Origin of the sequence: Pseudomonas sp. HR96, assembly GCF_034059295.1 — a bacterium.
GTDB lineage: Bacteria > Pseudomonadota > Gammaproteobacteria > Pseudomonadales > Pseudomonadaceae > Aquipseudomonas.
This window is the reverse complement of sequence record NZ_CP139141.1, coordinates 3,989,119-4,001,669: the sequence shown is the minus strand read 5'-3', so window position 1 is coordinate 4,001,669 and position 12,551 is coordinate 3,989,119. Positions and strand designations below refer to the sequence as shown.

Genomic DNA, 12,551 nt, shown 5'->3' with positions numbered 1-12,551 from the left:
AGGTAGCAGGCGACCGCCTTTCTTTTCAAGTATTCAGGAATATTCCGATCCATGGGCAAATCGCTGGTCATTGTGGAATCCCCGGCTAAGGCCAAGACCATCAACAAGTATCTGGGCAACCAATACGTGGTGAAGTCGAGTATCGGCCATATCCGAGACCTGCCCACCAGCGGTTCGGCCAGCGCGAGCAAGGAGCCTGCCGCCAAGCGCAGCAAGACTGCCGCCGAGGGCCCGGTGCTGACCGCCAAGGAAAAAGCCACCAAGCAACTGGTGGCGCGCATGGGTGTGGACCCCGAGCATGGCTGGAAGGCCAAGTACGAGATCCTGCCCGGCAAGGAAAAGGTCATCGAGGAGTTGCGCCGCCTGGCCAAGGATGCCGACACCATCTATCTCGCAACCGACTTGGACCGCGAGGGGGAAGCCATTGCCTGGCACCTGCGCGAAGCCATCGGTGGCGATGACAGCCGCTACAAGCGAGTGGTGTTCAACGAAATCACCAAGAAGGCCATCCAGGAGGCGTTTTCGCGGCCTGGCGAACTCGACATCGACCGCGTCAACGCCCAGCAGGCGCGACGCTTCCTCGATCGCGTGGTGGGTTACATGGTCTCCCCGCTGCTCTGGCAGAAAATCGCCCGCGGCCTCTCGGCCGGCCGTGTGCAATCGGTGGCGGTGAAGCTGGTGGTGGAGCGCGAGCGCGAGATTCGTGCCTTCAACCCCGAGGAATACTGGGAGATTCACGCCGACCTCGGTACCGCCAAGAACGCCAAGGTGCGCTTCGAAGTGGCGCGCGAAAAAGGCGAGGCGTTCAAGCCGCTCAACGAAGCGCACGCCATGGCGGCCCTGGAAAAGCTCAAGGCTTCCAGCTACAGCATCATCAAGCGCGAAGACAAGCCGACCAGCAGCAAGCCGTCGGCACCGTTCATCACCTCGACCCTGCAGCAGGCCGGCAGCAACCGGCTGGGCTTCGGCGTGAAGAAGACCATGATGATGGCTCAGCGCTTGTACGAAGCCGGCTACATCACCTACATGCGTACCGACTCCACCAACCTCTCGGCCGACGCCGTGGAGGCTGCGCGCGCCTACATCGAGCAGGAGTTCGGCAAGCAGTACCTACCGGCCGCACCCATGGTGTACGGCAGCAAGGAAGGGGCTCAGGAGGCGCACGAAGCGATCCGTCCGTCCGACGTCAACACTCACCCGAGCCAGCTGACCGGCATGGAACGCGACGCCGAGCGTCTGTATGAGCTGATCTGGCGCCAGTTCCTGGCCTGCCAGATGCCGCCTGCGCAATACCTGTCGACCACTGTCAGCGTGGCGGCTGGTGAATTCGAGCTGCGTGCCAAGGGCCGTATCCTCAAGTTCGACGGCTACACCCGCGTCCTGCCCCAGGTGACCAAGCCGGGCGACGATGACGTGCTGCCGGAAATGGCCCAAGGCGAAGTCCTCAAGCTTATCCAGCTCGACCCCACGCAGCATTTCACCAAGCCGCCGGCACGCTATTCCGAAGCCAGCCTGGTCAAGGAAATGGAAAAACGCGGTATTGGTCGCCCGTCGACCTACGCCGCGATCATCTCCACCATCCAGGACCGCGGCTACGTCGCGCTGCACAACCGGCGCTTCTACTCCGAAAAGATGGGCGACATCGTCACCGAGCGCCTGTCCGAGAGTTTCGCCAACCTGATGGACTACGGCTTCACCGCCGGCATGGAAGAGAACCTCGACGACGTGGCCCAGGGCGAGCGTGACTGGAAGAACGTGCTGGACGAGTTCTACGGCGATTTCAAGACCAAGCTCGACGTTGCAGGTGCTCCCGATAGCGGCATGCGTGCCAACCAGCCGACGCCGACCGACATCGCCTGCCCGGTGTGTGGCCGTCACATGATGATCCGCACGGCCTCCACGGGGGTGTTCCTCGGTTGCTCAGGCTACAGCCTGCCGCCCAAGGAGCGTTGCAAGGAAACCATCAACCTGATTCCGGGCGACGAGATCGCCGCCGACGACGAGGGCGAGTCCGAGTCCCGCGTGTTGCGCGGCAAGCACCGTTGCCCGATCTGCGCCACGGCCATGGACGCCTACCTGCTGGATGAAAAGCGCAAGCTGCACATCTGCGGCAACAACCCTGATTGCCCGGGCTACGAGATCGAAGAGGGCAGCTACCGCATCAAGGGCTATGAAGGCCCGAGCCTGCAGTGCGACAAGTGCGGCAGCGAGATGCAACTCAAGACCGGCCGTTTCGGCAAGTTCTTCGGCTGCACCAACGCCGAATGCAAGAACACCCGCAAGCTGCTCAAGAGCGGCGAGGCGGCGCCGCCGAAGATGGACGCGGTGAAGATGCCCGAGCTCAAGTGCGAGAAGGTCAACGACACCTATGTGCTGCGTGATGGCGCATCCGGCCTGTTCCTCGCCGCCAGCCAGTTCCCGAAGAACCGCGAGACCCGTGCGCCGCTGGTGCTGGAAATCATTCCGCACAAAGACGAAATCGATCCGAAGTACCACTTCCTGTTCGATGCGCCGAAGAAAGACCCCGAAGGCCGTCCGGCGGTGATTCGTTACAGCCGCAAGACCAAGGAGCAATATGTGCAGACCGAGGTCGAGGGCAAGCCGACCGGCTGGAAGGCATTCTTCGACGGCAGCGTCTGGAAGGTTGAAGACAAGCGCTGATACTGCAGGACCGCGCCTGCTCGGGACGCGTGCGACGCGCTATTCCCGAGCGAGCCGGGTCCTATAGCGCGTTGCCACCTCAGCAGCTGAAGCACCCAAGGAGATTTCCATGGCTCACGAGCTCTACACCCGCACCAACCAGAAGATCTATTTCGCCGGCCTGGCTCTGCAATCCTTGGGGCGCGCCGAGAGCGGCCAGGCGATCAATACCTCTGCTCTGGCTCAGGCTGACCGTGAATCGGCGCTGTTCCACCTGTATGGTGCGCTGCTGGGTCTCTGCCATGAAATAGCCGGTTACTACCGCCTGCCACAAGCTGCTGCGCCGCGTGCCGAGGCGTTGCTGAGCGCGCAAGCTCAGCACGGCCTGGCCATTCCCGAACTGGCCGAGCTGGTCGAGCTGGCGCAGAGCCGCGAGACCTGGCTGGCTCGTTTGCTGAGTGAATACGCGGCCTTGTTTCTACCGCCACAGGCACCCAAGGTGGACAAGGGTGATGTGCGGGTGGCGGTCATCCAGGTCGTCAGCCTCGATGAGCAGGTGGCTGAGCCGGAGTTGACCCGCGAGGAGCTGGAAAGCTGGCGGCAAAACCTCAAAGGCTTGGCCATCCGCTTTCGCGAAGGTTTGAGTGAGTGCTGATCGGTTCAGTGGCTGTTACAATACTGGCCTTTCACGGAGACTCATTTCCTTATGCCTACGTCTTTTCTTGAGATTGTCGAGTTGCCTGACGGCCGCATCGAACTGCGCCGTGCCGACGACGAAGGCTCTCTGGTGACCCTGAATTTCTCCGAGGACGCCAAGGTGTTCTTGAATGGTCAGCATGTCGAGGTGGCCAAAGCCATGCTCAGCGTCGGCGTGCAGATGGCTGGCAAGATGGCCGAAGGCGAGTTGAACGCCGAGCCCGAGGACGGGCCGCGCGTTCTGCACTGAGGTTCGCCGTCAGCCCAGGCGAATGTTCAGGCTCTGCGCCGCGCCCAGCCGAGCTGCCGTGGTGAGTTGCTGGCGGCTGCTGGCGTTGAGCGGGTTGACCCAGCTCACCACCGTATGACTGCGCCCCAGCTTCAGGGCTTCGCAAGCCAGTTGCAAGGCGCTCTGGGTACCGCGGGTGCGCAGCAGCAGAATGCGCTCGCGGTTCAGCCCGGCGTCGCGCAGCCAGGCCTGGGTCAGGCTGGCAGGCGGGGCGATCAGGGTCAGCCAGCGCGCATCCAGCTCCTCGCTCAACTCCCGCAGCATCGGCGCCAGCAGGCTCAGGCAGTTGCCTGCAGCCCCGCGCAGTGACATCTCGCTGAAATAGGCCGGCTGGCTTTCCCGCTCTTCATCAACGCCCCAGGGCGCTGGCGAATCCTTGACCTGGAACGGTTGCGCTGGCTGCACCATGAACGCTTCGAACAGCGACAGTTGGCCGTTTTGCTGGGACTGTGGGTACGCGGGAAAATGCATGCTGCCTCTCCTTACCGACGGATGACGCCGACACTCAAGCCTTCGATGACCAGTTCCTGGTCCTTGAGATTGACTTCGATGGGTGCGAACTCGGGATTTTCGGCCAGCAGCCACACCTTGCTGCCGTCGCGCTTGAAGCGCTTGACCGTGACTTCGTCGCCGATGCGCGCAACCACGATCTGGCCGTTGCGTGCTTCGCGAGTGGTGTGAACGGCCAGCAGGTCGCCGTCCATGATGCCGACATCCTTCATGCTCATGCCGTGCACCTTGAGCAGGTAGTCCGCGCGAGGATGAAAGAAGGCGGGGTTGATGTTGCACGATTCCTCGATGTGCTGCTCGGCGAGGATGGGGGCGCCCGCAGCCACCCGGCCAATGACCGGCAGGCCGTTGTCCTCGGCGACCGCCTTGGGGTCAAAACCGGGGATGCGGATACCGCGCGAGGCACCAGGCGTCATCTCGATGGCGCCCTTGCGTGCCAGGGCCTTGAGGTGTTCCTCGGCGGCGTTCGGCGATTTGAACCCCAGCTTCTGGGCGATTTCCGCGCGGGTGGGCGGAAAACCGTTGTCTTCGAGGCAGCGCTTGATGAAAGCGAGGATCTCGGCTTGGCGTGGCGTCAGTTTAAGCATGGTGGGCGCTCTGTCTTTTTATACAGTGACTGGGATTATATACAGTGCGTTGCGCTTGGCAATGCCGGGTTTGCCTCAATCGGCATTCTTCTCGTGCCGGCGGGGTGCTGCGCAGGCTGCGGGGCTCGCCATGAGATGGCCAGGTGTCGCAGGAGATGTGGTTAAATGCGTGACCCGCCGGCCACTTCTCGCCTTGCGAGGCTTGACAATGTAATGCTTTGAAACGTATGTTTCAAACAAGTGTTTGTCAGGCGGAGTTGCCATGGCCCAGTCGGAAACCGTTGAACGCATCCTCGATGCCGCCGAACAGCTGTTCGCGGAGAAAGGCTTCGCGGAAACGTCCTTGCGCCTCATTACCAGCAAGGCGGGCGTCAACCTGGCGGCCGTCAATTACCATTTCGGTTCCAAGAAGGCGCTGATCCAGGCGGTGTTCTCGCGTTTCCTCGGGCCCTTCTGCATCAGCCTGGACCGCGAGCTGGAGCGGCGCAGCGCCAGGCCCGAGCACAAGGCCAGCCTGGAGGAGCTGCTGGAAATCCTCGTCGAACAGGCCATGGTGGTGCAACCGCGCAGCGGCAATGACCTGTCCATCTTCATGCGTCTGTTGGGCCTGGCGTTCAGCCAGAGCCAAGGCCACCTGCGGCGCTACCTGGAAGACATGTACGGCAAGGTTTTCCGTCGCTACATGTTGCTGGTGAACGAGGCCGCGCCGCGCATTCCCCCTCTGGAACTGTTCTGGCGCGTGCATTTCATGCTCGGCGCAGCGGCCTTCAGCATGTCGGGTATCAAGGCATTGCGCGCCATTGCCGAGACCGATTTCGGCGTGAATACTTCCATCGAACAAGTGATGCGCCTGATGGTGCCTTTCCTCGCCGCCGGCATGCGTGCCGATTCCGGGGTGACCGACCCGCTCATGGCCTCGGCGCAGTTGCGTCCGCGCAGTAAATCCACTGTGCCGGCGGCTGCCAAGGCCTAAGGATAGATTTGACATGAGTTCCATTTTGCAAGGCTCCCTTATGGTGGACGTGGCCGGAACCTGGCTGACCGCCGAAGACCGCCAGCTATTGCGCCAGCCCGAAGTGGCCGGCCTGATCGTCTTTGCCCGCAACATCGAGTCCCCGCGCCAGGTGCGCGAGCTGACTGCCGCCATCCGCGCGATCCGACCTGATTTGATCCTCGCCGTCGACCAGGAGGGCGGCCGCGTACAACGGCTGCGCCAAGGCTTCGTGCGCCTGCCGGCGATGCGTTCGCTGGCCGCTTGCGCCAACGCCGAGTCGCTGGCCGAACAGTGCGGGTGGCTGATGGCGACCGAGGTGCTGGCGGTTGGCCTGGACCTGAGCTTCGCCCCGGTGCTGGATCTCGACCATCAGCGCAGCGCGGTAGTAGGCACGCGGGCCTTCGAGGGCGATCCGCTGCGTGCCACTGCCCTGGCCGGGGCGTTCATCAAGGGCATGAACGCGGCCGGCATGGCGGCCTGTGGCAAGCATTTCCCGGGGCATGGCTGGGCCGAGGCCGATTCCCACGTGGCCATCCCGGTGGACGAGCGCAGCCTGGAACAGATTCGTGCGCTGGACCTGGTGCCCTTCGCGCGCTTGAGCGGCCAGTTGGCAGCGGTGATGCCGGCCCATGTCATCTACCCCGAAGTGGACGCGCAGCCGGCGGGTTTCTCGCGCAAGTGGCTGCAGGAGATTCTGCGCGGCGAGCTGGGGTTCGACGGCGTGATCTTCAGCGACGACCTGTCCATGGCCGGCGCCCACGTGGTAGGCGATGCCGCCAGCCGCATCGAGGCAGCGCTGACCGCAGGCTGCGACATGGGCCTGGTGTGCAATGACCGGGCAGCCGCCGAGCTGGCGCTGACCGCAGCCCAGCGGCTGAAGGTCAAGCCATCGCCGCGTATCGCCAAAATGCGCGGGCGCGTGGTGGCGGGCGAGGATTACAAGCAGGATCCGCGCTGGCTGCAGGCATTGGGGGCGTTGCGCGGGGCCGGGTTGGTCGACTGAGCGTGAGAGGTGGGCCGAGCCCGCATCAGCCTTGCCTAACCTTTGGGCAGCGGCTCGAGCAACGCCTCGATGTCATCCGGCATCAGCTTCCAGTCGCCCGGCTGGCGGCCGTCCAGCACGCCTGAGGCCAGCGCCGATTTCTCGTGCTGCAGGTGCTGGATCTTTTCTTCGACGGTACCGCGGGTGATCAGCTTGTAGACGAACACCGGTTTCTCCTGGCCGATGCGGTAGGCGCGGTCGGTGGCCTGGTGCTCGGCGGCCGGGTTCCACCAGGGGTCGTAGTGGATCACCGTGTCGGCCGCCGTGAGGTTCAGGCCCACGCCGCCGGCCTTGAGGCTGATCAGGAAGATCTGCAGCTTGCCCTGCTGGAAGTCCTCGACCGGCCCGCGGCGATTGCGCGTGGCGCCGGTGAGCAGGGCGTAGGGCACCTGGCGCAGCTGCAACTGCTGTTCGATCAGGCTCAGCATCGAGGTGAACTGGGAAAACAGCAGAATGCGCCGGCCCTCGGCGAGCAACTCCTCGAGCATCTCCATCAGGCTGTCGAGCTTGCCCGAACTGCTGCCTTTGCTCGGCGGCGTCACATCGTTGACCAAGCGCAGATCGCAGCAGACCTGACGCAGCTTGAGCAGCGCCTCGAGGATGATGATCTGGCTGCGCGCCATGCCCTTGCGGTTGATCTCGGCGCGAACCTTCTTGTCCATCGCCAGGCGCACGGTCTCGTAGACGTCGCGCTGGGCGTCGTTGAGCTCCACCCAGTGGGTGATCTCGGTCTTGGCCGGCAGTTCGGTCGCCACCTGCTCCTTGGTACGGCGCAGCAGGAACGGCTTGATGCGCGAATTCAGATGTTGCAGCCGAATCTCGCTGCCGTGGCGCTCGATCGGCACCCGGTAGGCCTGACTGAAGGCCTTGGCGTCGCCCAGCCAGCCCGGCAGCAGGAAGTGAAACAGCGACCACAGCTCGCCCAGGTGATTTTCCAGTGGCGTGCCGCTCAGGCACAGGCGTTGCCGCGCCTGCAGCTGCCGCGCTGCCTGGGCTGCCTTGCTGCCTGGGGTCTTGATGTACTGCGCTTCGTCGAGGATCAGCAGGTGCAGCGGCTGCCGGGCGAGCACGTCCAGGTCCTTGGGCAGCAGGGCGTAGGTGGTCAGCAGCAAGTCGTAGTCGCCGAGGCGATCGAACCAGCGTTTGCGCCCGGCACCGTGCAATGACAGCACGCGCAGCGACGGTGCGAAGCGTGCCGCCTCGTCCTGCCAGTTGGGAATCAGGCTGGTGGGCATGACCACCATGGCCGGCCGGTCGAGGCGCCCGGCTTCTTTTTCGCTGAGCACGTGGGCCAGCGTCTGCAAGGTTTTGCCCAAGCCCATGTCGTCGGCCAGAATACCGCCGACCTCGAGTTCTCTGAGGGCCTGCATCCAGCTCAGGCCTTCGAGCTGATAGCCGCGCAAGGTCGCCTGCAACCCGGCCGGGGGCTGCGCCGCACTGCTGCGGATGCCGCGCAGGCGTTCAGCGAGATGGCGCAGGCGCTCGCCGCCTTCCCAGCTCAGTGACAGCTGCTGCAGGTCGTGCAGGCGGCTGGCGTCCGGGGTTGGCAGGCGCAGGCGGGTCTCGCTCGGCTCCTCGCGCAGGTAGAAGTCGCCCAGGGTCGCCAGCACCGGCTTGAGGCGGCCATAGGGCAGGGCGACCTGAACCGGCCGTGGACGGCTGCCGTTGGGCGCGCCGAGAATCGGCACGAGGATCTGCTCGTCGTCACGGCGCTTGGCCAGTTGCGCCGGGTTGAGCAGCTCGGGATGACTGCGCAGCAGATTGAGCAGGATCGGCAGAAGGCTCAGGCGTTCGCCGTTGACCACGATACCCAGCTCCAGGTCGAACCAGTCACGGCTCGGCGATTCGTCGACCACCGCGTACCAGTCGTCCACCGGCGTGAGGTCGAAGGCGAACTCCTCGGAGTACTCGATCTCCCAGCCCTGGTCGCGCAGGCCGGGCAGGTCATTGAGAATGAAGCGCAGCCAGGCGCCCTCGCTGGGCAGCTCGAAGATGTCGCCGGCGCTTTCCGGCAGGGCCTTGCTCTGCCGCGTGGCGACCTTGAAGCCAAGATTCTGCAAGGTGTCGCGCAGGGCTTTTTCCGCCGCCGGCTGGCGCTGGATGCGCAGGCCAGCATCGTCATGATGCTGCGCGTAGACCGCGCTGCGGGCGCTCGACACGTAGGCCCCGCCATAGCCAAAGGCCAACGCCGCGCGGTGCTGCATATGCCGTTGCATGCGCCCGTTGCGCGGCTCGAAGGCACTGAATTCGACGCTGCCCAGCCACAGGCGTGGTCGGGGCAGCGGGTCGTCGATCGAACGCTCTGGCATCTACGCGCCGGCTTTGGGAGTGAGACGCTCGAACAGTGCCTCGATCGTGTTGAAACGCTCGTCGGCGCGTTCCATCGGCACCATGAATTTGAACAACGTCGCTCCTTCGAACTTGTAGCGCTTGGGTTGGCTCTGGATCAACTTGATCAGCGTCAACGGGTCCACCGGCGTATCGCTGGTGAACTCGATGCGGCCGCCCTGCGGGCCGCCGTCGACCTTGCTGATGCCGAGTTTTTCCGCCTGCAGCTTGAGCAGCGTGATGCGCACCAGGTTCTTGGTCGGCTCGGGGAGCAGGCCGAAGCGGTCGATCATCTCCACTTGCAGGTCCTTGAGGCCGTCTTCGTCCACTGCCGAGGCGATGCGCTTGTAGAGAATCAGCCGCGCATGCACGTCGGGCAGGTAGTCCTCGGGGATCAGTGCCGGCAACCGCAGGTTGATCTCCGGACCACCGCCCAGCGGCTGGTCGAGGTTGGGCTGCTCGCCCTTGCGGATCGACTTGACCGCGCGTTCGAGCATTTCCATATACAGGGTAAAGCCGACCGCCTGGATCTGCCCGCTCTGGCCTTCGCCGAGCAGCTCGCCGGCGCCGCGGATTTCCAGGTCGTTGGTGGCCAGCACGAAGCCGGCACCAAGGTCCTGGGTGGCGGCGATCGCCTCCAGGCGTTTCTCCGCGTCACCGGTGATCTGCTTGCGCGGCGGCGTGAGCAGGTAGGCATAGGCCTGGTGGTGGCTGCGTCCGACCCGGCCGCGCAGCTGGTGCAACTGCGCCAGGCCGAACTTGTCGGCGCGCTCGATGATGATGGTGTTGGCGCTGGGCACGTCGATGCCGGTCTCGATGATGGTCGAGGCGATCAGCACGTTGAAGCGCTTGTGGTAGAAGTCGCTCATCACCTGTTCGAGTTCGCGTTCGCGCATCTGCCCGTGGCCGATGCCGATGCGCGCCTCCGGCACCAGTTCGGCCAGGTCTGCGGCGCATTTCTCGATGGTTTTGACGTCGTTGTGCAGGTAGTACACCTGGCCGCCACGCAGCAGCTCGCGCAGCAGCGCTTCCTTGACCGTGCTCTTGTTCTGCTCCATGACGAAGGTGCGCACCGACAGGCGCCGCGCCGGAGGCGTGGCGATGATCGACAGGTCGCGCATGCCGGCCACCGCCATGTTCAAGGTGCGCGGTATCGGCGTGGCGGTCAGGGTAAGGATGTCGATTTCGCTGCGCAGCGCCTTCAGTTGCTCCTTCTGGCGCACGCCGAAGCGATGCTCCTCGTCGATGATGACCAGGCCCAGGTTCTTGATCTTGACGTCGTCCTGCAGCAGTTTGTGGGTACCGATGACGATGTCGATCTTGCCTTCGGCCAGCTCCTGGACTGCGGTGTTGATGTCCTTGGTCGACTTGAAGCGGCTCATCACCTCGACTCGCACCGGCCAGTCGGCGAAGCGGTCGCGAAAGCTGTTGTAGTGTTGCTGGGCGAGCAGGGTGGTGGGCACCAGGATCGCCACCTGGCGGCCGCCATGCACCGCGATGAACGCCGCGCGCATGGCCACCTCGGTCTTGCCGAAGCCGACGTCGCCGCACACCAGGCGGTCCATCGGCTTGGGCGCGAGCATGTCCTTGCGCACGGCGTCGATGGCGGTCTGCTGGTCCGGGGTCTCTTCGAAGGCGAAGCCGGCGCTGAACGTCTCGTAGTCCAGGCTCGGGTCGGCGAAGGCATAGCCCTCGCGCGCCGCGCGTCGGGCGTAGATGTCGAGCAGTTCGGCGGCGACGTCGCGGACCTGTTCGGCGGCCTTGCGCTTGGCTTTCTGCCAGGCTTCGGAGCCCAGCCGGTGCAGCGGCGCCAGGGCGTCATCGCTGCCGGTGTAGCGGGCGATGAGGTGCAGGTTGGCCACCGGCACATAGAGCTTGGCGTTCTCGGCGTATTCGAGGGTGAGGAATTCGGCGGCCTGGCCTTCGATTTCCAGGGTGGCCAGGCCCAGGTAGCGGCCCACGCCATGGTCGATATGCACCACCGGGGCGCCTTCGCGCAGCTCGGTGAGGTTCTTGATCACCGCATCGTTGCTGGCGTCGCTGCGTTTTTCCCGGCGCCGGCGCTGCATCACGCGCTGGCCGAACAGTGGGCTCTCGGCGATCAGCGCAATGGCCGGGTCGTCCAGCACCAGGCCTTCGTCCAGCGGCGCGATGGTGATCGCCAGGCGGTCGCTGCCACGGGCGAACTCCTGCCAGTTGTCGACGGTGCGCGGGCGCAGTTTCAGGCGTTCGAGCAATTCCAGCAGCACCTCGCGGCGCCCGGCGGATTCGGCAGTGAACAGCACGCGTCCGGCAAATTCGTCGAGAAAACCCGACAGCGCGGCCAGCGGCTGGCTGGCCTTGGCCTGGATGGCCAGGTCCGGCAGCGGGCGCCCGGCAAAGCGTTCGCGACCCACGCCGGTGCCGACGTCGTCCTGGCTGGCGACCACCCGTGGCCAGCTCTTGAGCCGGGCGAAGCAGTCTTCCACCGGCATGAACAGCTCGGCCGGTGGCAGCAAGGGGCGCGACAGGTCGCCGCGACGCTCCTCGTAGCGTGCCCGCACGTCGTTCCAGAAGTTCTGCGCAGCCTGTTCGATGCCCGGCAGGGAAAACACCTGAGTGTCCTGGGGCAGGTAGTCGAACAGCGTCGAGGTCTCTTCGAAGAACAGCGGCAGGTAGTACTCGATTCCGGCCGGGGTGATGCCGCTGCTCAGGTCCTGGAAGATGGTGCTGCGGCGGAAATCGACGTCGAAGCGCTCGCGAAAGCGTGTCTTGAAGCGGGTCAGCGCTTCTTTCTGCAACGGGAACTCACGGGCAGGCAACAGCCGTACCGAGTCGACCTTGTCGATCGAGCGCTGGTTCTCCGGGTCGAAGGTGCGCAGCGTCTCGATCTCGTCATCGAACAGGTCGATGCGGTAGGGCAGCTTGCTGCCCATCGGGTACAGGTCGATCAAGGCGCCGCGCACGGTGAATTCGCCGTGCTCGTAGACCGTATCGACGTAGCGGTAGCCGCTGGCCTCCAGGCGCGTGCGCATCTGCTCGACATCCAGGCGCTGGCCTACGTCCAGCACCAGGCTGCTGCCCAGCAGAAAACTGGTCGGCGCCAGGCGATGTAGGGCTGTGGTGATAGGCACTACCAAAATGCCGTGGACCAGCTCCGGCAGGCGGTACAGCGCGGCGATGCGCTGGGAAATGATGTCCTGGTGAGGCGAGAACAGGTCGTACGGCAGGGTCTCCCAGTCGGGAAAATGCAGCACGGGCAGCTCGGGCGCGAAGAAACGCAGCTCCTGTTCAAGGCGATCGGCGCTCTGGCTGTCGGCGGTGAGCAGCAGCGTGAAGCGTTTCGCAGCGCTGGCGGCCTCGCTGATGGCCAGGCTGAGCGCCGCGCCGGGCAGGTTGCCCCAGGATTGTTTGCCTGCACTGGCAGGAAGAAGCGGTAGACGCAGAACGGGCACGGGAGGTTGAGCTCCTTTGGCAGCAACATAG

Annotated in this window: 9 protein-coding genes; 5 read left to right on the top strand and 4 right to left on the bottom strand. The window is 64.5% G+C overall.

Going from position 1 to position 12,551, the window contains the following annotated elements; genetic code table 11:
- The first annotated feature begins 51 nt into the window (after positions 1-51).
- The 3 genes from topA (at position 52) to SFA35_RS17865 (ending at position 3,586) form a co-directional block, all read left to right on the top strand.
- Positions 52-2,661: a type I DNA topoisomerase gene (gene topA / locus SFA35_RS17875; RefSeq protein WP_320571861.1), complete on the top strand. Its 2,610-nt coding sequence runs from the start codon at positions 52-54 to the stop codon at positions 2,659-2,661.
- Positions 2,662-2,770: 109 nt separating this feature from the next.
- Entirely contained in the window at positions 2,771-3,295 is a 525-nt protein-coding gene (locus SFA35_RS17870; protein WP_320571860.1) for a DUF6586 family protein, read from the top strand.
- 51 nt (positions 3,296-3,346) lie between these two features.
- Positions 3,347-3,586 carry a hypothetical protein gene (locus tag SFA35_RS17865; RefSeq protein ID WP_320571859.1) on the top strand — a complete coding sequence of 80 codons (240 nt, stop codon included), beginning with the start codon at positions 3,347-3,349 and terminating at the stop codon, positions 3,584-3,586.
- 9 nt (positions 3,587-3,595) lie between these two features.
- Here the strand turns inward: SFA35_RS17865 and sulA are convergent, their stop codons facing one another.
- Both sulA and lexA read right to left on the bottom strand, forming a co-directional pair.
- A complete protein-coding gene (sulA, locus tag SFA35_RS17860) occupies positions 3,596-4,096 on the bottom strand; it encodes an SOS-induced cell division inhibitor SulA (RefSeq protein ID WP_320571858.1) in 501 nt (166 codons plus the stop codon).
- A gap of 11 nt (positions 4,097-4,107) precedes the next feature.
- Positions 4,108-4,722 (bottom strand): transcriptional repressor LexA, encoded by a 615-nt coding sequence (lexA, locus tag SFA35_RS17855; protein WP_320571857.1) that lies wholly within the window; start codon positions 4,720-4,722, stop codon positions 4,108-4,110.
- 262 nt (positions 4,723-4,984) lie between these two features.
- Here lexA and SFA35_RS17850 point away from each other — a divergent pair, with 262 nt between their 5' ends.
- Positions 4,985-5,695, top strand: coding sequence for a TetR/AcrR family transcriptional regulator (locus tag SFA35_RS17850; RefSeq protein ID WP_320571856.1), 711 nt, complete (start codon positions 4,985-4,987; stop codon positions 5,693-5,695).
- Between the two features lie 25 nt (positions 5,696-5,720).
- On the top strand, positions 5,721-6,719 hold the full coding sequence (gene nagZ / locus SFA35_RS17845; protein ID WP_320579097.1) for a beta-N-acetylhexosaminidase: 999 nt from the start codon (positions 5,721-5,723) through the stop codon (positions 6,717-6,719).
- A 35-nt stretch (positions 6,720-6,754) separates the two neighbouring features.
- Here nagZ and SFA35_RS17840 read toward each other — a convergent pair whose 3' ends face one another.
- Positions 6,755-9,067 (bottom strand): DEAD/DEAH box helicase, encoded by a 2,313-nt coding sequence (locus SFA35_RS17840; RefSeq protein WP_320571855.1) that lies wholly within the window; start codon positions 9,065-9,067, stop codon positions 6,755-6,757.
- Entirely contained in the window at positions 9,068-12,520 is a 3,453-nt protein-coding gene (gene mfd, locus SFA35_RS17835) for a transcription-repair coupling factor (RefSeq protein ID WP_320571854.1), read from the bottom strand. It lies immediately after the preceding gene.
- Positions 12,521-12,551: the final 31 nt, after the last annotated feature.

Coding starts and splice junctions, on each gene's coding strand:
- topA (WP_320571861.1), top strand. CDS start 52: ATGGGCAAATCGCTGGTCATTGTGGAATCCCCGGCTAAGGCCAAGACC.
- SFA35_RS17870 (WP_320571860.1), top strand. CDS start 2,771: ATGGCTCACGAGCTCTACACCCGCACCAACCAGAAGATCTATTTCGCC.
- SFA35_RS17865 (WP_320571859.1), top strand. CDS start 3,347: ATGCCTACGTCTTTTCTTGAGATTGTCGAGTTGCCTGACGGCCGCATC.
- sulA (WP_320571858.1), bottom strand. CDS start 4,096: ATGCATTTTCCCGCGTACCCACAGTCCCAGCAAAACGGCCAACTGTCG.
- lexA (WP_320571857.1), bottom strand. CDS start 4,722: ATGCTTAAACTGACGCCACGCCAAGCCGAGATCCTCGCTTTCATCAAG.
- SFA35_RS17850 (WP_320571856.1), top strand. CDS start 4,985: ATGGCCCAGTCGGAAACCGTTGAACGCATCCTCGATGCCGCCGAACAG.
- SFA35_RS17840 (WP_320571855.1), bottom strand. CDS start 9,067: ATGCCAGAGCGTTCGATCGACGACCCGCTGCCCCGACCACGCCTGTGG.